The 20085-nt window shown below is 61.9% G+C and carries 20 protein-coding genes; 13 read left to right on the top strand and 7 right to left on the bottom strand.

From position 1 onward, the window contains the following. Window positions 1-57 precede the first annotated feature (57 nt). The gene (locus B0E55_RS04220; RefSeq protein ID WP_003946343.1) at window positions 58-375 is read left to right on the top strand and encodes a WhiB family transcriptional regulator; all 318 of its coding nucleotides are present in this window, start codon (window positions 58-60) and stop codon (window positions 373-375) included. Between the two features lie 24 nt (window positions 376-399). Further along, window positions 400-1797 carry a xylulokinase gene (xylB, locus tag B0E55_RS04225; RefSeq protein WP_080909153.1) on the top strand — a complete coding sequence of 466 codons (1398 nt, stop codon included), beginning with the start codon at window positions 400-402 and terminating at the stop codon, window positions 1795-1797. A 7-nt stretch (window positions 1798-1804) separates the two neighbouring features. On the opposite strand, the gene B0E55_RS04230 is transcribed toward xylB, so the two are convergent. Next, on the bottom strand, window positions 1805-2521 hold the full coding sequence (locus tag B0E55_RS04230; protein WP_080909154.1) for an HAD family hydrolase: 717 nt from the start codon (window positions 2519-2521) through the stop codon (window positions 1805-1807). 142 nt (window positions 2522-2663) lie between these two features. Between B0E55_RS04230 and cycA the strand changes: the two genes are divergently transcribed. The 7 genes from cycA (at window position 2664) to B0E55_RS04265 (ending at window position 10869) form a co-directional block, all read left to right on the top strand. After that, window positions 2664-4127, top strand: coding sequence for a D-serine/D-alanine/glycine transporter (gene cycA / locus B0E55_RS04235; protein WP_019744791.1), 1464 nt, complete (start codon window positions 2664-2666; stop codon window positions 4125-4127). A gap of 122 nt (window positions 4128-4249) precedes the next feature. Further along, entirely contained in the window at window positions 4250-5020 is a 771-nt protein-coding gene (locus B0E55_RS04240; RefSeq protein WP_080909155.1) for a M23 family metallopeptidase, read from the top strand. Between the two features lie 125 nt (window positions 5021-5145). Continuing rightward, on the top strand, window positions 5146-6651 hold the full coding sequence (locus B0E55_RS04245; protein ID WP_080909156.1) for a glutamate-cysteine ligase family protein: 1506 nt from the start codon (window positions 5146-5148) through the stop codon (window positions 6649-6651). A 141-nt stretch (window positions 6652-6792) separates the two neighbouring features. Next, entirely contained in the window at window positions 6793-7686 is an 894-nt protein-coding gene (locus tag B0E55_RS04250; protein ID WP_019744789.1) for a universal stress protein, read from the top strand. A 175-nt stretch (window positions 7687-7861) separates the two neighbouring features. Further along, window positions 7862-8902: an LLM class F420-dependent oxidoreductase gene (locus tag B0E55_RS04255; protein WP_007727670.1), complete on the top strand. Its 1041-nt coding sequence runs from the start codon at window positions 7862-7864 to the stop codon at window positions 8900-8902. 358 nt (window positions 8903-9260) lie between these two features. Next, on the top strand, window positions 9261-10154 hold the full coding sequence (locus B0E55_RS04260) for a universal stress protein (RefSeq protein ID WP_003946389.1): 894 nt from the start codon (window positions 9261-9263) through the stop codon (window positions 10152-10154). Between the two features lie 76 nt (window positions 10155-10230). Continuing rightward, the gene (locus B0E55_RS04265) at window positions 10231-10869 is read left to right on the top strand and encodes a response regulator (RefSeq protein ID WP_019744786.1); all 639 of its coding nucleotides are present in this window, start codon (window positions 10231-10233) and stop codon (window positions 10867-10869) included. A gap of 2 nt (window positions 10870-10871) precedes the next feature. Here the strand turns inward: B0E55_RS04265 and B0E55_RS04270 are convergent, their stop codons facing one another. The 5 genes from B0E55_RS04270 to B0E55_RS04290 form a co-directional block, all read right to left on the bottom strand. Further along, window positions 10872-12563, bottom strand: coding sequence for a sensor histidine kinase (locus B0E55_RS04270; RefSeq protein ID WP_021332279.1), 1692 nt, complete (start codon window positions 12561-12563; stop codon window positions 10872-10874). A 27-nt stretch (window positions 12564-12590) separates the two neighbouring features. Next, window positions 12591-13286 (bottom strand): hypothetical protein, encoded by a 696-nt coding sequence (locus B0E55_RS04275; protein WP_019744785.1) that lies wholly within the window; start codon window positions 13284-13286, stop codon window positions 12591-12593. A gap of 19 nt (window positions 13287-13305) precedes the next feature. Further along, a complete protein-coding gene (locus B0E55_RS04280) occupies window positions 13306-13638 on the bottom strand; it encodes a cupin domain-containing protein (protein WP_003946336.1) in 333 nt (110 codons plus the stop codon). An 84-nt stretch (window positions 13639-13722) separates the two neighbouring features. Then, a complete protein-coding gene (locus tag B0E55_RS04285) occupies window positions 13723-14214 on the bottom strand; it encodes a dihydrofolate reductase (RefSeq protein WP_021345190.1) in 492 nt (163 codons plus the stop codon). Between the two features lie 2 nt (window positions 14215-14216). Then, window positions 14217-15017 carry a thymidylate synthase gene (locus B0E55_RS04290; RefSeq protein ID WP_003946427.1) on the bottom strand — a complete coding sequence of 267 codons (801 nt, stop codon included), beginning with the start codon at window positions 15015-15017 and terminating at the stop codon, window positions 14217-14219. 86 nt (window positions 15018-15103) lie between these two features. Between B0E55_RS04290 and cobF the strand changes: the two genes are divergently transcribed. The 4 genes from cobF (at window position 15104) to B0E55_RS04310 (ending at window position 19212) form a co-directional block, all read left to right on the top strand. Then, window positions 15104-15844 (top strand): precorrin-6A synthase (deacetylating), encoded by a 741-nt coding sequence (cobF, locus tag B0E55_RS04295; RefSeq protein ID WP_019744783.1) that lies wholly within the window; start codon window positions 15104-15106, stop codon window positions 15842-15844. Window positions 15845-15919: 75 nt separating this feature from the next. Further along, window positions 15920-17086, top strand: a complete 1167-nt coding sequence (locus B0E55_RS04300; protein ID WP_241896002.1) for a GGDEF domain-containing protein — start codon at window positions 15920-15922, stop codon at window positions 17084-17086. Window positions 17087-17129: 43 nt separating this feature from the next. Continuing rightward, window positions 17130-18305, top strand: a complete 1176-nt coding sequence (locus tag B0E55_RS04305) for a GGDEF domain-containing protein (protein ID WP_019744781.1) — start codon at window positions 17130-17132, stop codon at window positions 18303-18305. Between the two features lie 40 nt (window positions 18306-18345). Beyond that, complete coding sequence (locus tag B0E55_RS04310) at window positions 18346-19212, top strand: Fpg/Nei family DNA glycosylase (RefSeq protein WP_019744780.1); 867 nt, start codon at window positions 18346-18348, stop codon at window positions 19210-19212. On the opposite strand, the gene B0E55_RS04315 is transcribed toward B0E55_RS04310, so the two are convergent. Beyond that, a complete protein-coding gene (locus B0E55_RS04315) occupies window positions 19205-20080 on the bottom strand; it encodes a LysR family transcriptional regulator (protein WP_080909157.1) in 876 nt (291 codons plus the stop codon). The two genes, B0E55_RS04310 and B0E55_RS04315, sit on opposite strands and share 8 nt — an antisense overlap. Between the last annotated feature and the right edge of the window lie 5 nt (window positions 20081-20085).

The raw sequence follows: 20085 nt of genomic DNA on the forward strand, positions 1-20085 counted from the left end.
GTCAGCCCAGAGTCACCCGAATCCGTTTCACCCGAGTAAGGAATTGAGGTCGCCATCATGCACAAGCACCTTCCGATGCCGTACCCGACCGCCGAAGTGTGGGACTGGCAGCTGCAGGGAGCGTGCCGTGGGCACGATTCCGCGGTGTACTTCCACCCGGACGGCGAGCGTGGACACGCTCGCGAGAACCGTGAACGCAACGCCAAGAAGGTCTGCGCGACGTGCCCCGTGCTCCAGCAGTGCCGCGAACACGCACTCTCCGTCCACGAGCCGTACGGCATCTGGGGTGGAATGACGGAGACCGAGCGCGCAGAATATGTGCGATCGCTGCGTAAGCGCAGCAACCGGATGCCCGCGGTCGCCAACGCGAGCTGACGGTCCTTCGGAAAGGACGCCAGTGTGACCCTCGTAGCCGGTATCGATTCGTCTACCCAGTCGTGCAAAGTCATTGTCCGTGATGCCGATTCGGGAGAACTGGTACGAGAAGGACGGGCGGCCCATCCCGTCGGTACCGAGATAGATCCGACATGCTGGCTCGAGGCGATGGACAATGCAATCGCCGCGGCGGGTGGGCTCGGCGACGTCGCAGCGGTATCCGTCGGAGCTCAACAGCACGGCATGGTGTGTCTGGACAGCGGCGGCGAGGTCGTCAGGCCGGCGCTGCTGTGGAACGACACTCGTTCGGCGAAGGCTGCGACGGATCTGGTCGAAGAACTCGGCGGATCGAAGGCGTGGGCCGACGCGGTTGGCGTAGTTCCGGTCGCCGCGGTCACGGCAAGCAAGCTTCGATGGCTCGCAGATCACGAGCCAGGCAACGCCGATCGCACTGCCGCGGTGTGTCTTCCGCATGACTGGCTGTCCTGGAAATTGGGCGGGTCCGGTTCAATCGAGGAGCTCGCCACAGACGCGGGCGACGCAAGTGGAACCGGCTATTACGCTGCCTCGACGCGCGAATACCGTACCGACTTGCTGGCGTTGGCATTTCGCGATCGCACCCCCCATGTTCCCCGAGTTGCATCGCCGAACGACAAGATCGGAAGCACTGACTCCGGGGGAATCATCGGACCGGGTACGGGTGACAATGCCGCAGCCGCACTGGGTTTGGGAGCAGTCCCCGGTGACGTGATCATCTCGATCGGAACATCCGGCGTCGTGTCGGCTGTATCGGCCACCCCCACGCACGATCCCAGTGGAAACGTGGCAGGATTCGCGGACGCAACCGGTCTGCACCTGCCGCTCGTGTGCACTCTCAACGGCGCGCGCATTCTTGATGCGACGGCGTCCATTCTCGGTGTCGATCACGCCGAACTGTCCCGGTTGGCGTTGACCGCGCCCCTCGGAAACGACGGACTGGTCATGATTCCGTACTTCGAGGGCGAGCGGACGCCCAACCGCCCCGACGCCACGGGAGCAATGCACGGCTTCCGGCTGCAGAACTCGACGCCGGCGCATTTCGCGCGCGCCGCAGTCGAAGGGCTCCTGTGCGGCTTGGCCGACGGCGTCGACGATCTGGTTCGTCAGGGCGTCGAGGTGAAGCGAGTTCTCCTCGTCGGAGGCGGAGCGAAGTCTCGCGCTCTCTGTGAGATTGCGCCGGCAATTCTCGGAGTTCCGGTCGTAATCCCTGCTCCGGGTGAGTACGTCGCCGAAGGGGCATGCAGGCAAGCAGCATGGGCACTGTCCGGGAGCACGCAGGCGCCGGTGTGGCCGAAACCGGAAGAGCGACGATTCGACGCCGAACCAGCTCCCCACGTGCGCGAGCGCTACGCGGCGTTGCGCGAACTCACCGAAGGCGTCTGAGCGCTCCCTACAGAAGCCCGAACTTCCGCACTGCGTCGAGTAGCGAGTGCGGGCGTTCGGTCGTCGGCAGGGGATCGACGAGTGCGAACTGGCAACCGACGTCTCGGGCCGCGCCGTCGGCGACATCACTGTCTCCGATCATCAGGGTCTGCGCCGCATCCACATCCAGCTGTGCCAGGGCGTATTCGAAGATCGCGGGTTCCGGTTTGACTGCACCCACCTCGAACGACAGGACGAACTCGTCGACCCAGACGTCCCAGCCGCGGTCGACGAACGCCGGACGGATGTCGAAGGCGATGTTGCTCAAGACGGCAGTGCGTACGCCCTTCTCCGACAATGACTTCAGGACCTCACCGGTATCCGGGTACGGCGACCACTGGTCCGGATCGACCAGCAGCGCGTAGAAAGCTTCGGCTCGAACGGGATCGGGCACCCCGGACTTACTCAACACGTCGAGGTAAGCCTGACGATGCAACTTCGGATCCCGGTCGCGGTTCTCCCACGCGTAGATCCCGGCTTCGTCCATCTCGACGGTTCTGCCCACCGGCGCGGTCATCCGACGCATCAACTCGGCTTGAGCGTGCACGTCGAGCGGATCGCCTTGATGATCGACGAGGTGCTCGGTCCAATCGTCGCTCTCCTCCAAACGGAAGAGGGTTCCGGAGAAATCGAACAGCGTCGCGGCGATATGTCCGTCTTGATGGGCCGTGCTGTCAGTGTTCACCTCGACAGGTTATCGGCGTCCGCTTTCCGATGCTTGATGTGAGCCAGTGCACGCGTACTTTGAGAGAGCACATTTTCCGAGGTTCCCCCGACGGGCACGATTTCGATGCCCCGGATGAACCGTATGACGAGGGGGATCCTCCGTGTCCGACCACGCGAATACACCAGACCTGACGAAGCCGTCCGGCGAAGACCCCCACCTCTCACGTCAGCTGTCCAACCGGCATATCCAGCTGATCGCCATTGGTGGTGCCATCGGCACCGGACTGTTCATGGGATCGGGCAAGACGATCTCGCTTGCCGGGCCTTCCGTGATCTTCGTGTACATGATCATCGGCTTCATGCTCTTCTTCGTCATGCGGGCGATGGGGGAGTTGCTGCTCTCGAACATGGCGTACAAGTCGTTCTCCGACTTCGCCGCGGATCTGCTGGGCCCTTGGGCGGGATTCTTCACCGGCTGGACCTACTGGTTCTGCTGGATCGTCACCGGCATCGCGGACGTCATCGCGATTTCCGGATACTTCAAATACTGGTGGCCAGGTCTCGCGGCATGGATACCTGCTTTGCTGACGATCGCGGCGCTGCTGCTCCTCAATCTCCCGACCGTTCGCGCCTTCGGTGAAACCGAGTTCTGGTTCGCGCTGATCAAGATCGTCGCCATCGTCAGCCTGATCATCGTCGGCATCGTCATGGTCGTCTCCGGGTTCACGGCGCCGAACGGTGCCACCTCGGGTATCGACAACCTCTGGAACGACGGCGGCATGTTCCCGACCGGATTCATGGGCTTCGTGGCCGGCTTCCAGATCGCCGTGTTCGCCTTCGTGGGCATCGAACTGGTCGGCACCACCGCCGCCGAGGCGAAGGACCCGGAGAAGAACCTGCCGAAGGCCATCAACTCCATCCCCATTCGTGTCCTGCTGTTCTACGTCGTTGCACTGACCGTGATCATCGCGGTGACTCCGTGGCGCGAAATCAGCGCAGACAAGAGTCCGTTCGTCGCCATGTTCACACTCGCCGGCCTCGGCATCGCTGCATCTGTCATCAACTTCGTCGTGCTGACCTCCGCGGCATCTTCGGCCAACTCGGGTATCTACTCCACCTCGCGCATGGTGTTCGGTCTTGCGCAGGAGGGCGACGCACCGCGGGCACTCGGCAAGCTGAACTCGCGCAAGGTCCCCGCGAACGCCCTGATGTTCTCCTGCATCTTCTTGCTGGCGTCGCTGATCCTGCTGTTCTCGGGCGATTCCGTGATCGAGGCCTTCACCGTCGTCACGACCATCTCGGCGCTGCTGTTCATGTTCGTGTGGACGATCATTCTGGCGAGCTACATGGTGTACCGGAAGCGTCGTCCGCACCTGCACGAGGCGTCGAAGTTCAAGATGCCCGGCGGCATCGTGATGTGCTGGGTCGTGCTCGCGTTCTTCGTCTTCATCCTCTGGGCGCTGACAACCAAGGACGACACCCTGCAGGCACTTGTCGTCACGCCGATCTGGTTCGTGGTTCTGGGAATCGCGTGGGCGATCATTCGTCGCCGACCCGCTCACCGGGCACGATACGACGCGTTCAAGTCAGAACTGGACGCCAGCCGACAGAACGGCGAGAAATAGTTTTGGTCAAGATCGGGTAACGGTGGCGGCCGCCTTGATCAAACTGTTACATTCTTCGGCAGACAGAGGAGCGGGCTTCATCAGAAGGACGCTGCACGCCGACGACTGACGGAGTACACACTGTGGGAAACCACCACCGCACGGGCAATGACGATGTTGTCTTCGAGATCGATCCCGAGGCAGCAAGCGGCCGCCACCGCACCCCGTCGGCTGGCCCTGGTGCCGGTGTCAAGGCGGGTGTCGTAGCTGCGGCTACCGGTGCACTCCTCGTCGGTGCAGGCCAGATGGGTGCAGGAACCGCTGCTGCGGCGCCGGCAACACAGACCATCGCCGGCATCGAAATCCCGCAGGGTCTGCTTCCCGAGGGCGTTGTCGTTCCGGCTGAATTGGCGGCACTTCCCGCACTCGACATTCCCGAGCTTCCCGATTTTGCTGCCGATCTCAACACGCAGGCACAGCAGTTCCTCTCGGGGATCAACCCCGGCACCTCTGCTCGCACCGTGCAGCCGGTGTCCGGAACGCTGACCTCCACCTTCGGTTCGCGCTGGGGAGCACACCACGGCGGTCTCGACATCGCGGCTCCGATCGGTACGCCGATCCTGGCCGCAGCCGACGGCCAGGTCATCGACGCCGGCCCGGCGTCAGGTTTCGGTCTCTGGGTCCGCGTGCAGCACGACGACGGCACGGTCACCACCTACGGCCACGTCAACGACTACCAGGTCAACGTCGGCCAGCGCGTCAATGCGGGCCAGCAGATCGCCACAGTGGGTAACCGTGGACAGTCCACCGGCCCGCACCTGCACTTCGAGGTTGCCGAGAACGGCGCAAAGGTCGATCCCGCAGCGTGGCTGCAGGCTCGCGGCGTGGCTGTCACCTGGGTAGACAACTCGTAAGAGAAACTTTCGGAGAACTGCGGTGGCGTCGGGAAATTCTTCCCGGTGCCACCGCAGTTCTCGTTTGTCGGTGACACCGGCCGGATAGCCTTCAGTGACGTTGATCGTCGAAGGGGGAATGCGCGATGGGTGCAGAAGTCACGGCGCGAGAATTCACGCGGGCGGACCGTAGGCTCTTTCGCAAGAAAGTGCGGTCATGCGTCGACGCCATGAAGCAGATGCTCGACGGTGGTGACTTCCGAGACGCCGTCGACAAGCCGGCGCCGCTGCTGGGCATGGAGATCGAATTCAACCTGGTGAACGGGGACATGGCTCCTGCGATGTCCAACCGTGAAGTGCTCGAATCCATCGACGACGCCGCGGTTTTCCAAACCGAGCTCGGACAGTTCAACGTCGAGATGAACGTCGAACCCGGCCCACTCACCGGTGATGCAACTTTCGAATTGGAAAAGAAACTGCGCGCCTCTCTCGACGTCGCAGACGCGCGAATCCATGCGCACGACGCCGAGATGGTGATGATCGGGATGCTGCCGACTCTGCAACTCGAGCATCTCGATCGAGAGTGGATCACCGCGAACCCGCGCTACGAATTGCTCAACGAGCAAATTTTCACCGCTCGAGGCGAGGACATCGAACTCGACGTCGAAGGTGTCGCGCTACCTGGCAGCGACGTGGAAATTCTTCGGGCCGATACCAATTCGGTAGTCCCGGAGGCGGCATGTACGTCCATGCAGTTGCATCTCCGCGTTGCGCCGGAAGAGTTTGCCGCGCATTGGAATGCCGCGCAGTGTCTGGCCGGCGTACAGGTGGCGTTGGCGGCCAATTCTCCTTTCCTGGCAGGCAAGGCGCTCTGGCACGAATCGCGCATCCCGATCTTCGAGCAGGCCACGGACACAAGAACTTTCGAGCTGAAGAACCAAGGTGTGCGGCCGCGGGTGTGGTTCGGTGAGCGGTGGATCCACTCGGTGCTCGACTTGTTCGAAGAGAATTCACGGTACTTCCCGGCCCTGCTGCCTGACGTGTCGGACACCGATCCACTGGAAGTGCTCGCGGCGGGCGGGGTTCCGGAGTTGAGCGAGCTTCAGATGCACAACGGCACGGTCTATCGCTGGAATCGTCCGGTGTACGACTGCTCGGATGGCAAGCCGCACTTGCGTATCGAGAATCGAGTGCTGCCGGCCGGACCGACTGTCGTCGACATCATGGCCAATGCGGCCTTCTACTACGGCACAGTTCGGGCGCTGGTGAACGCGGAGCGGCCACTGTGGTCGCACATGTCGTTCCATGCGGCAGAAGAGAACCTGCACATCGGCGCCAAGTACGGACTCGACGCAACTTTGTACTGGCCGGAGATCGGTTGGGTCGGTGCCGACGAGTTGGTCCTGCGAAGGCTGCTGCCGTTGGCGGACGAGGGTTTGGCGGACTTCGGATTGTCCGCCGCGGCCCGCGATCGGTATCTCGGCGTCATCGAGGGGCGGTGCCTGAATCGGCAGACCGGTGCCGCCTGGCAACGAGAGCACGTGGCGCGTGCGGAGGCCTCGGGCGCGGACCGCTCGACTGCGCTCACCGGAATGCTCCGCGGTTACGTCGAGAACATGCGGGCGGGAGATCCCGTTCACACCTGGTCCTGATTGCTCTGCTAATTCTCCTATCCGTCAACAGTTTCGGGGACCTAAGTCCCCGAAATGAAGAGGGGGCGACCCCAAAAAAGCCGGACAAGTGGGATGGTTAGAGTGAAAGTGGCTCGGTTACTTCTTCAGGAAGGTGGGCACATGAGTTCACGCGAACATAACAGTGTTGTTGTCGGAGTCGAGGGTTCGGACACTGCGTCCACTGCGCTCCGCGAGGCCGCGAAAATCGCCGCCCAGCGCGAATTGCGACTCGACATCATCCACGCTCTCGACTTCGCGCCTTACGGTTTCGGCGGACCGTACGTCGACGCGGGTGGGGTGTACGAATGGGTCGAAGAGGCGGGAAAAGCGATCTTGGCAGAGGCGGAACAATTCGCCCATGAGATCGATCCGAAACTCGAAGTTCACACCGAAATCGCCATCGGTAGCGCAACTCAGTGGTTGATCGAGAGTTCGGCGCAGGCCAGGCGGGTCGTTGTCGGAGCGTCCGCTTCAGGCAAGGCGGCGACGGCAGTTCTCGGCAATACAGCGGTCGGTGTTGCCAGTCACGGCAAGTGCCCGGTCATCGTCGTACGGGACCGCGACGGCGCAGTGCCTTCGGAGGGACCCGTCGTGGTCGGCGTCGACGGCAGTGCGCTCAGCGCGCAAGCAGTGGGCGCGGCATTCGAGGAAGCAGCGTTCCGCGGTGCCGAGTTGGTGGCGCTGCACGTGTGGAGTGACCTCGGTAGCGCGGCATTCGAAGACCCGAGGGCAGCTGCGCTTGCCCCGCAGTCTCTCGAAGAGGAAGAGCACGCAGTACTCAGCGAGAGCTTGGCCGGTTGGTCCGAGCAGTACCCGGACGTGAAGGTCCGGCGCGAGGTATACCTCGACAACCCACGAGGACGGCTGCTGGACTGGTCGGCAAAAGCGCAGCTTGTTGTAGTCGGCAGCCGTGGCCGTGGCGGATTCCGTGGCATGCTCCTCGGCTCGACCAGCAATACCCTGATCGCTTCGGCCAAGTGCCCCGTCATGGTGGTTCGCCCCGAAGAATCCTGACCTCTCCAGGTTCTCCCGCTACCCCGTTCGTTTCGGTCATCGAATACGAACGGGGTAGTCACATGAATGCGGACTCATGTTCCGTAGTGTTCGATGTGAGTTAAGTGTTCGATGGGAGTACCAAGGCTGTGTGCGCGTCGCACACGGCGGCAATCGTCTGGATTGGGGTTACAACGTGCGTATCGGTATGGGTTTGAACTACAGCGGCGGGTTCGCCGAAACCGTCGAAGAGGTCGGTGACCTGGAGAAGGCGGGCCTGGACATCGCCTTCGTTCCGGAAGCGTATTCCTTCGACGCGGTCAGCCAGCTCGGTTACCTGGCGGCCAAGACGTCCACCATCGAACTCGCTTCGGGAATCTTCCAGATCTACACCCGTACGCCCTCGTTGACCGCCATGACGGCAGCGGGCCTGGACTTCGTCTCCAACGGTCGCTTCGTTATGGGCCTGGGTGCTTCCGGACCGCAGGTGATCGAGGGATTCCACGGCGTCAAGTACGACGCTCCGTTGGGACGCACGCGTGAGGTCGTCGAGATCTGCCGTCAGGTGTGGCGCCGCGAGAAGGTCGAATACCAGGGCAAGTACTACCAGGTTCCGCTCCCTGCCGAGAAGGGCACCGGACTGGGCAAGCCGCTCAAGCTGATCAATCATCCTGTGCGTGAGCGCATCCCGATCCTGATCGCTTCGCTCGGACCCAAGAACGTCGAACTGACGGCTGAGATCGCCGAAGGCTGGGAACCCATCTTCTTCCATCCGGAAAAGGCAGCAAGCGTATGGGGCGAGCCGATTGCGAAGGGCAAGGCCAAGCGCGATCCGAGCCTCGGCGAGCTTCAGGTGTACGCGTCGCCGGCCCTGGCCATCGGTGACGACGTCGACCACATGCTCGACTGGGTACGCCCGAGCCTTGCGCTCTACATCGGCGGTATGGGCGCCAAGGGCAAGAACTTCTACAACGACCTCGCGGTGCGATACGGCTACGAAGAGGCCGCCGAGAAGATTCAGGATCTCTACCTCGCGGGCAAGAAGGACGAGGCCGCAGCAGCGGTCCCGGACGAGCTGGTTCGCGCCGTGTCGTTGATCGGTCCCGAGAGCTACGTCAAGGAACGCGTCGCAGCCTTCGCCGAAGCTGGCGTCACGACGCTCAACGTCACGCCGTTGGCGGCCGATCGCAACGGCCGTGTTCAGCTGATCGAGAAGTTCCGCAAGATTTGTGACTGACCCTGCCGTGCGCCTTTATTAACCGCCGGCGGTTAATAAAGGCGCACAGCAGATCGGGTGATTCGGGATCTCTTGCGCACGAAACCCGATTTTCGGCGCTTTCATATGGGACTTTTTTCACTTCTGACCGGTCGGGTTCTTCGCCTAACGTGGATCGAGTAGCCAGGATTTGCGTGCGAATCCGGCACCGGTGGCCTCGTTGACGCCCGAAAGGGATGTTGGCGGGGCCGTTGCCGCAGTCCACCCGAACTCGGAATGTCCGATTCGGGACTCGCGTCGGCTGATGAATCCTTTTTGCCGTCATTGGGCAATAGTGTGAGGGCGAAGAGATTCTCTGGTCGATCGTGGAGGGACGAACATGAGTGCAACCAAACCCGTAGTCGTGGCAGTGGACGGCTCGGAATCGGCGTCGTCGGCTGTCGTCTGGGCCGCTCGAACGGCGGTGGCGCTCGGTCGTCCGCTGCACATCGCGACGGTGGTGCACATCCCCGCTTTCTACTACTCCGAGCCGTACCTCGCCGAGAGCTTCAAGGACGAACTTCGCCGCACAGCCACCGCTCGTCTGGACAGCGCGCAGATCCTCGCGCGACAAAGCATCGACGACGACCTCGAGATCGTCACCGAACTACTCGACGGCAGCGTCTCCGATCGCCTGATCGAATTGTCCAAGGGCGCGTACATCATTGCGCTCGGGCCCCGCGGGCATGGTGAATTCACCGGATTGGTCGTCGGTTCCGCGACGGTGTCGGTCGTCTCGCACGGCGAATCTCCGGTGGCGGTAGTCCGGGGCCGGACGCTTGATGGTCGACCGCCGACCGAAGGTCCTGTCGTCGTCGGTGTCGATGGATCCGAAAGCAGCATCGAGGCAGTCGAGCATGCTTTCGAACAGGCATCCGCTCGGGGTGCAACATTGATCGCGGTCAACGTGTGGAGCGATGTGAGCGTGCAGCCCTCCCTGGGCGCCACCCCCGACGATCCACTGTGGAGCAGCATCCAGACAGGTGAGGAAGTTGTCCTTGCCGAGCAATTGGCTGGTTTCACCGAGCGCTACCCAGACGTCGTCGTCGAGAGAGTCGTCGCGCGTGACCGTCCGGTCCGCGTTCTCAGTGAATACGCGGAGACGGCGCAATTGATCGTCGTCGGCAGTCGCGGGCGCGGCGGATTCGCGGGAATGCTCCTCGGATCGACTAGTCGGGCACTGCTCCATACTGCGGATTGCCCGGTTCTCATCGTTCGGCACGTCAACAAGTGAAGAGAATGCATTCAATGACTTTTGAGTCCACCGTCTCCGGTACCGTTCGACGTGAGATGTCTTTTGGAGGGGTTCGATGACAACGCGGATATTCCTGGTCGACGATCACGAGATCGTCAGACGCGGATTGTTCGACCTACTCGGTGGGGTCGAAGACTTCGTGGTGGTGGGTGAGGCCGCATCCGTGGGAGAAGCATTGGCTGCGGTACCGCAGAGCAATGCCGACGTCGCGGTTCTGGACGTACGGCTGCCGGACGGCAACGGCGTCGAACTGTGCCGCGAACTGCGCTCGATGCTGCCCAACCTGCGCTGCCTGATGCTCACGTCGTACGCGGACGACGAGGCACTACTCGACGCGATCATGGCGGGCGCTTCGGGATTTGTCCTCAAACAGATTCTCGGAACCGATCTGGTCGCTGCGGTCCGCACAGTCGGGCGCGGCGGTTCACTGCTCGACAGTCGGGCGACGGAGGCGCTGATGCAGCGGATCCGTAGCGACCGCACAGCTGATCCGTTGGCCGAACTTTCCGATCAGGAGCGAGCAGTCTTCGACCTCATCGGAGAGGGACTCACCAACCGGGAGATCGGCGCGCGATTGTTCCTCGCGGAGAAGACAGTCAAGAACTACGTGACGCGTCTGCTCTCGAAGCTGGGCATGCAGCGTCGTACTCAGGCTGCGGTGCTGGCCACCGAAATCCGCAGCGGCAGTCGATAGGTCTACCGACCGGACTTCGGTCGATTCGAGTTGGTGCGCCCGAGCGGTACTCGCCAGAGCAGGCGTGCACCGCTCGGATCGTGGTTGACGATCGTGCACGTACCGCCGCAATGTTCGGCACGGCGCTCGAGATTGTGAAGTCCACTCTTGTGGAAGTCGGAGGGGAGTCCGACGCCGTCGTCTTCGATCGTGATCGCAAATTCGACGTCCGCGGTGACTGCGATGGTGATGTGGTGTGCGTGTGCATGCCGAAGGACGTTGCTCAGCCCCTCACGCAGCACAGCTTCGGCGTGCTGGTGGATCCCGGGATTCACCAGAGTGTCGATGGCGCCGGAGAATTGGACGCTGGGGGTCACGGCGGACTGTGCGGTGGCGTCGCCGATGACATCGAGGAGGCGTCGGCGCAGGCTCGACGAATCGGTGGCTGTGGGAGTCTGCAGATCGAAGATGGTTGTCCGAATCTCGCGGACTGTCTTGTCGAGCTGTTCGAGGGATCGTTTGACAATCGCGCGCGCCGACTCCGGGAGGGTCTCGTCCGGAAGCGTGCTCTGCAGGCTCATTCCGCTCGCGAACAGTCGCTGGATGACGTTGTCGTGCAGATCTCGTGCGATGCGGTCGCGGTCCGCGAGAACCGATAACAGGCGTTGCGCCTTTTGTTTCTCGTCGAACTCGATTGCAACGGAGCCGAGTTCGGCCATCGACTCGATTCGGGTCAGTTCGTCGTGATCCCAGTGCGTGTTGGTCGAGTTCGACGCCACGATGACCGCGCCGACTACACCCGAGGCGACGCACATCGGTGCCACGACCGCACTTCCGGCCGACGGCACCAGTTCGGTGAGTGCACCTAAAGTGGTGAGTACCTGTAGCTTTCGAGTGCTCCGCACCACGTCGAACGGATAGGTCGTCGCTGGAATTCTGACTCCACGTGACGTGGTTCTGGCGCTGGCTGCAGCGTGAACCTGTGCGTATCCGTTCTCGCAGATCACCACGATCACGTCGTCGACGCCGGTCAGGTCCCGAACGCGACTGGCAAGAAGTTGCAGGCCGTCCTCGAGCGAGTCACCGGCCAGCAATCGCGAGCGAATGGCAGATGTTGCGGTGAGCCATCTTTCACGAGTTCGTGACTGCTCGAACAGTCGAGCATTTTCCACAGCGATGCCGGCTGCGATGGCGAGGGCCTCGAGAATGACCTCGTCTTCTTGGGTGAACTCGGCTTTTCCGCGCTTCTCAGTCAGGTAGATGCTTCCGAACACCTTTCCTCGCATCATGATCGGCGCCCCGAGGAAACTCTCCATCGGCGGATGATTTGCGGGGAATCCCACCGATTCGGGATGGTCGCCGAGATGCGCCACACGCAAAGTCTGCGGGTGATTCATCAGAACACCCAGAACGCCATGACCTTCGGGGAAATGTCCCATGGTCGCGCGTTGGGACCCGGAGATTCCCTCGTACACGAATTCCGAGAGTCCGCCCCCCGGCGCCGCAACCCCCAGGGCGCCGTAGCGGCAATCCAGAACCGTTGTCGCAGAGGTGATGATCCGTTGGAGAGTCAGGTCGAGATCCAGACCTGAACCGACCACCAGGACCGCCTCGAGCAGACGGTGGAGTGTCGGTATGTCTGCATTGGAATCGCCCAGGCGGTCGAGCAACTCGCCGAACGTGCGTGCCGGACTGTGACCCGATGCTTCGACCATGGTCGAAGCATATCGCCTCGCGGAACGTCAGCCCTCCTGACGGCGACCTTCCCACCACGACGACCAGTGATGCTTGATTTCGTCGAACTCGTCATCGCTCAGGTCGTAGGTGGTCAGCAGGATGGACATGCCTCCGTCTGGCCGCTGCGGAGTCACCGACTGGGTCGCGACAGAGAGTAGACCAGGACCGAGATCTTCGACTGTCAACCCGAATTGGTGATCGGTGACGTAGTCGACGACGCCTTCGAAATAGTCGCCGGGAGCGATTGTCGCCGCGTATCGACTTCCCGCTTCCAAACCGATTTCGGTGAGCCCGAGGACGGTTGCCGCATTCTCGCCAGGGAGCAGCAGGCCGTCGAGATAGATGGTTCTTCGCTCAGCGAGTCCGTGGTGCTCCACTGCGAATCTGAGCAACTGGAGGAACGTCGTCCATCCCTCGGTGATGTCGTCGTACCAGTCGTCGTCGGCAGATTTGGCCGGCCGATCGATGCGGACGACCGTCTTGCCGTCTTGTTCGAGAAGTGAGAAGCGGTCACCGTTTCCGAGTTTCAGCGTCAGTGCCTCGGGATCGGCCTCAGCGGTGGAGTAGATCTGGGCGATTTCGTCGTCGAGACCGTCGTACTCCCAGCCGAACCAACGACGAATCAGCGACGGGTCGCGCAGGGCGGGCCACAAAACGGACGGGGCTGCGACGATGGACACTTCGATCACGGTTTCGCTCACCCGGAAGACGGTACCGACTTCAACCCTTCATAGCGACGGTGAGCAGAAATGCAACGTCTTCGAGCGCTTCGACGCTGTGGCGGTCGGCCGGCACGGTGAGGAAATCACCGGTGGATCCTTTCCACTGGTCGCTCCCACACACAAGATTCAGCTTCCCGCTCAGGACCAACAGTGTGGCTTCGCCCGGACTGTCGTGTTCGGCGAGGCTCTTGCCGGCGCTCAGGGCGATCACCGTCTGTCGCAGGCTGCGCTGGTGGCCGCCGTAGACGGTTTGTGAACTGCGACCGCTGGTCGCCGAGCCCGCCAGTTTCAACTGTTGACGAGCGAGAGCGGTCAGTGACTTCTTGTCCATCGAAGACCTCTCGGAAGCGGTGAATGTCGTTCTTGGAGTATGACCGACTCACTCGCGAGGTGCCTCGTTATCGGCGGAAGTCGGTCAGCGCGTGTATTCCAGCCAGCGGAAGCGCAGCCCGCTCTTCTCCGAGGTCTGCCAGGGCTCGTCGGACTTCAGGTTCCATTCGGGGCCGATCTCGGGAGCAAAGGCATCACCGGCGATGTCGAGGTCGACCTCGGTCACCAGGAGATGCGTCGCGAATGGCAGTGCAGCCGAATAAATTTGCCCGCCTCCGACGACAAATACGTCACCGTCCGGCAACGCCAAGGCGTCGTCCAGCCCGTGGACTACCTCGGCGCCTTCGGCTTGCCATTGCGGATCGCGCGTGACGACGATGTTCCGACGCCCGCTGAACGGCCGGAACTTCAGTGGAATGGAGTCCCAGGTGCGCCGTCCCATGATCACCGGATGTCCCATGGTGACGCGTTTGAAGTAAGCCATGTCCTCGGACACGCGCCACGGGATCGTGTTGTCGACGCCGATGACGCCGTCGTGGGCCTGCGCCCAGATGAGGGTGACTGTGCGATCGGTCATCGTCAGACCGCTACCGGTGCTTTGATCGCAGGGTGGTGCTGATAATCGACGATCTCGACGTCCTCGAAGGTGTAGTCGAAAATGGAGTCGCGTTTGTTCAGCTTCAGGGTCGGCAACGGAAGGGGCTCGCGACCGAGCTGCTCGGTGACCTGGTCGACGTGGTTGTCGTAGATGTGGCAGTCACCGCCGGTCCAGACGAACTCGCCGACGTCGAGTCCGGCCTGCTGGGCCATCATGTGGGTGAGCAGCGCGTAGCTGGCGATGTTGAACGGAACGCCGAGGAACATGTCGGCGCTGCGCTGGTACAGCTGGCAGGAGAGCTTGCCGTCGGCGACGTAGAACTGGAAGAACGCGTGGCATGGAGCCAGAGCCATCTGTGGAATGTCGGCGACGTTCCACGCCGAGACGATGATTCGCCGCGAATCGGGGTTGGAGCGCAGGGTCTCGACGGTCTGCGTGATCTGGTCGATGTGCTCGCCCGAAGGGGTGGGCCAGCTACGCCACTGGACGCCGTAGACGGGGCCGAGTTCGCCGTTCTCGTCGGCCCACTCGTCCCAGATGGAGACGCCGTGCTCGTGCAGCCACGCCACATTGGAGTCGCCGCGCAGGAACCACAGGAGCTCGTTGACGATCGACTTGAGGTGGACCTTCTTGGTGGTGACGAGCGGAAAGCCGTCGGCAAGATCGAAACGCATCTGGTGACCGAAGATGCTGCGGGTGCCGGTTCCGGTTCGATCGGATTTGGCAGTACCCGTCTCCATGACGAGCCGGAGGAGGTCTTCGTAAGCAGTGGAGACAGTCACGGGAATCAGTCTAGGGCCTGCCTTGCCGTGCGCCTTTATTAACCTCCCGCGGTTAATAAAGGCGCACGGCAATATAGCCTCGGCACATGCGCGAACTCTTGGTGATCGGTATCGGTGCGGGTGATCCCGACCAGGTGACGGTTCAGGCGATCAAGGCTATGAACAGGGCCGATACGTTCTTCATCATCGGAAAGGGTGACGAGAAGCAGGCTCTGGTCGACTTGCGAACCGGCATCCTCGACGAGCACGTTCACCTCGACTACAAGGTGGTCGAGATCACGGACCCGCCGCGGGACCGAACCCCGACCGATTACGAGGGGGTTGTCGAGGACTGGCACGAGCGTCGGGCCGCGAAATTCGAAGCGGAATTCGCGGCCGAACCTGGCGTCGGAGCGATTCTCGTCTGGGGTGACCCCTCCCTCTACGACAGCACTCTGCGGATCGTCGAGCGGGTGCTCGCTCGCGGGAGAGCGACGTTCGACTACTCCGTCATCCCGGGAATCACCAGCGTGCAGTCGTTGGCCGCACAGCACCGAATCGTCCTCAACCGAATCGGCGAACCCATCCACATCACGACCGGCCGCAAACTGGCCGAGGGATTACCCGACGGCGTGGACAACGCCGTCGTCATGCTCGACGCGCATTGCACCTTCACTCAGGTGGCCGAAGACCATGCCGAAATCTGGTGGGGGGCATACCTCGGAACCGCGGACGAGGAGTTGATTTCCGGCAACCTGCGCGACGTCGAAGATCGGATCGTCGCGCGCCGGGCGGAGCTGCGCGAGAAGCACGGTTGGATCATGGACACGTACCTCGTTCGGCGCTGACACCGACCGCGGATTTGCGGCCTCGATCCTGCGCTCTTGATCCCGAACGACGGTCTGCGCACCTATGATCTGCGCATGACATCGTTCGGGCAGGACCGACTGCAGTCGATTCTGCCCGCTCCGCGTGGCCGTGAAAAATCAGCTGTGAAGTCGGCTTTCGATCTTCTCGTTCAGTGGTATCGGCGTCCTGATCAATTCGACAGTTTCAATCGATACCTCGCCACGAAGGGCCTGGAGCTAGCCGTCCGATTGCTGGTCATCGGTTCCCTGACGACGGTCATCGTTGCGATGACTCTGCTGCGCTTCAGCGACGCGGGCGTGCACAACCACGTCACCAGCGTCGTCAACGCCGTCATCATCGGAGTCACGGTCGCGGTGATCGTGCTCTTCTGCCTTCTGCCCGAAATCACGCGTCGGTGGTCGTACTTTTTTGTCGCCTACTGCGAGGTCGGCGTATTTGTCGGTGTGTTCTTGAACAGTGACCCCTTCATCGGGTTGATCCAGTGCGTGCTCTTGATACTGATCGGTGGGTACATCGCGTATTTTCACAACGCGAGACTCCAGGCGATTCACATCGCCCTGTCCATCGTGGTTCTGGCAGTGGTCGGACGAAAGGTCGCGGTCTACGCGGATCCTGCGTTGGCCACCGCACTGTGTCTGATCATCGCCACCGGGATCGTGGTCATCCCGTTCGCCTGCCAGTTCGTCCTCTCACTTCTCGGCTCCGACGCGGACAGTTCGGATGTGGATCCGTTGACCGGCCTTCTGAATCGGCGCGGGCTGCAGCGAGCTGTTGTCGAAATGGGGGCAACGGGGCACGCGTCGAGCAAGTCGTCGTATGTCGTCGCGATCGTCGATGTCGATTCCTTCAAGAGCGTCAACGACTCGCGGGGGCACGAGGAAGGCGATCTCGTACTTCGTCAGATTGCTGATCGACTGCGGTGGTGCGGCGGCGAGAAGGCGCTCTTCGCCAGATTCGGTGGGGACGAGTTCGTCTTGGTGGACACGATCGACGTCGATGCAGCGCCCGCATTCGAGGACAATCTACGAAGGCACCTCCGAATCGACGATCGTGATCCGGCGGTGACGACCAGCGTCGGAGTCGCGATCACCTCTGCCGAATGGTCTTCGATCATTTCCGACGAGGAATTGACGGAACTGTTTCGAGTAGCAGACGCCTCGATGTACCGCGCGAAGGCCGCCGGCGGCGATCGAGTTGTGATGTGGGACGGCAAACAGTGAGAATTGTCTGATTGCGGGGAGTTGACTGGATTACCCTGACCCTATGGAATCTGCCGAGAGTGTGGAGCGTTCGGACGCCGTCGCGTCTCAACGACCGCTCTCCGGCCCCGCATTCCGGCTGATCTCTTCTCAACTTGTCGATTGGTATCGGCGTCCGGACCAATTCGACACCTTCAATCGCTATCTCGCGGACAAAGGGTTGACCGTCGCCTCGCGGTTTCTTGTCGTCTGCTCGTTGGTGCTGGTCACCGTGATCATGTTCTTGACTCGCTTCAGTCCACAGGGACCGACCACTCCGCACGCGCGCACCGCGAACGCAGTCATCATCGTCATAACCGTGATGATGGCCGTCGCCCTCTCGACGAGGCGCAACCTCTCCCGTTCCTGGTCATACGCCTTTGTGCTCTATTCGGAAGTGGGAATAGCGGCCGCAATGCTGTTGTATTCCAATCCACTTGCGGCACTGGCACATGCCGTGATGTTCTCGGTGATCGGCGGATACATCGCGTTCTTCCACAATGCTCGAATACAGAGCCTTCACATGCTGTGGGTATTCGTCGTAGTCATCGGCATTGTGACGCGCATTTCCGTTGTCGAGAACTATTCGGATGTTCCGGTTCTGATCGCTTTGACAGTTCTCGTCGGCGCGGCGATCTACGTGATCCCCTTTGCCTGTCAGTTCATCTTCTCCATCCTCGGCACCGATGCGCTGAATTCGCAGTTGGACCCACTGACCGGACTACTCAACAGGAGGGGACTGGCCGACGAGGTGCGACTGCTACTGGAGCGGTCGTACGCGAATTCGGCGCTTGTCGTTGTCGCCGCTGTCGACATCGATCGATTCAAGACCATCAACGACGAATATGGGCACACAGTCGGGGACGCTGTGATCGAGAAGGTCGGATCGAGACTGGTCGAATGCGCCGGCCCGGCGGCCTTGATCGCACGGATCGGCGGCGACGAGTTCATCATCGTCGATTCGGGCGATCAACGCTCGGTCGATCGACTCGAACAAGAACTTCAGCGATCAACGGTCACTGCTCCCGACCATTCCGAGGTCGCCCTGAGCGTCGGAATCGCGAAGGTCGCAGGTCCTTTCGAATCGCCGGACGATGCACTCATCGCCTATCCCACTTTGCTGCGACGTGCAGATCGCGCGATGTACGCAGCGAAGGCGCGCGGTGGACACTCGGTGGTTCTGCTGACCGAAACGGACTGAGCACACGGTGAGTGTCCGTGGTCGGCGTTAGTCTGATGCCATGCCTGAACTACCCGAGGTGGAAGCGCTGGCAGGGTTCCTTCGTCAGCACGCGGTCGGCGCAGTAGTGGGACGCGTCGATATCGCTGCATTGAGTGTGCTCAAGACCTTCGATCCGCCGATCACGGCTTTGCAAGGGCGTGACGTCACGGGCGCCGCCCGCTTCGGGAAACATCTGGCTCTGGATTGCGACGGGTTGTGGTTGGTCACGCATCTCTCCCGTGCCGGTTGGATGCGGTGGCTCGATAATCCGTCGCCAACGCCGCCGAAGCCGGGGAAGGGGCCGTTGGCGCTGCGCGTTCATTTCTTCACACCTGAAGGGTTGACGCCGGCATTCGATCTCACCGAAGCCGGCACCAAGAAACGTCTCGCCGTGTGGGTGGTGAACGATCCGCAGGAGGTTCCGGGCATCGCCCGGTTGGGGCCGGACGCGATGGCTGTGACAGAAGCTGAGTTCGCAGAGATTCTGGGCGGGACGTCGGCGCGGATCAAGAACTCGATAGTCGATCAGTCGTTGATCGCCGGCATCGGGAACGCCTACTCGGACGAGATCCTCCACACCGCGAAACTATCGCCATTCGCGACCTCGTCGCGGCTGACGCCGGAGCAGATTTCGACGCTGTATGCCGTGATGCGGTCCACGCTGGCCGACGCGATCGAGCGTTCGGAAGGTCAGGACGCGGCGCGGCTCAAAGGTGAGAAACGCTCGGGGATGCGAGTACATGCTCGCACCGGACTTCCCTGTCCGGTGTGCGGTGACGTCGTACGCGAGGTGTCGTTCGCGGAGCGTTCTTTTCAATACTGTGCGACGTGCCAGACAGGCGGTAAGCCGTTGGCGGACAGGCGAATGTCGAAACTGCTCAAGTAGCGAACTGCGCCGCGAGTAGTTCGACGAATTCGCGGGCGAGCGCCGACGAATGGGTGGGTTCGGTAATTGCGTGGACGATCCGATGCGGCGCATCGGTGATCGGAATACAGACCAGTTCGGGATGTAGGGCGCTCATGGACTGGGGGAGCAAACCGACACCCAGGCCGTTGGCGGTCAGTGAACAGATCAGGTCCACCGAGTTGGCTTCGAGCGTTTTTCCGCGTGGGACCTGTGATTCGGCGAAGGCTTGGTCGGTTTGGACACGGGCCTCGCTGCCGGAGGCGAAGTCCACGAGAGTGTGATCCCGTAGGTCTTCGAGTCTGATCGACGAGGCCTGGGCAAAGGGATGGTCGGGAGCAACAAACGCTGCGGTGGGTTCACTCCACAACGGTGCGGCGGCAAAGCTCTTGGGTAGGCGACCTGCGGCCAATCCGACGATGCCGACGTCGATTGCGCCGGACCGGACTCCTTCGATAACTACTTCACTGCCGTACGGTCGCGCGGTGATGTTGATTGCAGGGTGGCGGCGTGTCAGATCTGCCAGCGCACGGCCGACGTCGACGCGCCCCGCCGAGGTAATGGTGCCGACCGTCAGCCGCACTTGCTCGTTGCTCCGTGCCGAGACATCACTGACCAGTCTCGACACGGCGCCGAGCACCTCACGGGAGCGGGCGACAAAAACCTCCCCGGCAGCAGTCAGGCCGACGTTTCGACTGTTGCGGTTGAATAATTCGACTCCCAGTTCCTTTTCGAGGTCTCTGATCTGGGAGCTCAACGCAGACTGTGAAACGTGCAACCGCGCGGCAGCACGGCTGAAGTGTCTGTCTTCCGCGACTGCCAGGGCGTAGCGGATGTGACGTAGTTCCATTGCAC

It is taken from the genome of Rhodococcus sp. 66b (assembly GCF_002076325.1).
GTDB classification, from domain to species: domain Bacteria; phylum Actinomycetota; class Actinomycetes; order Mycobacteriales; family Mycobacteriaceae; genus Rhodococcus_F; species Rhodococcus_F erythropolis.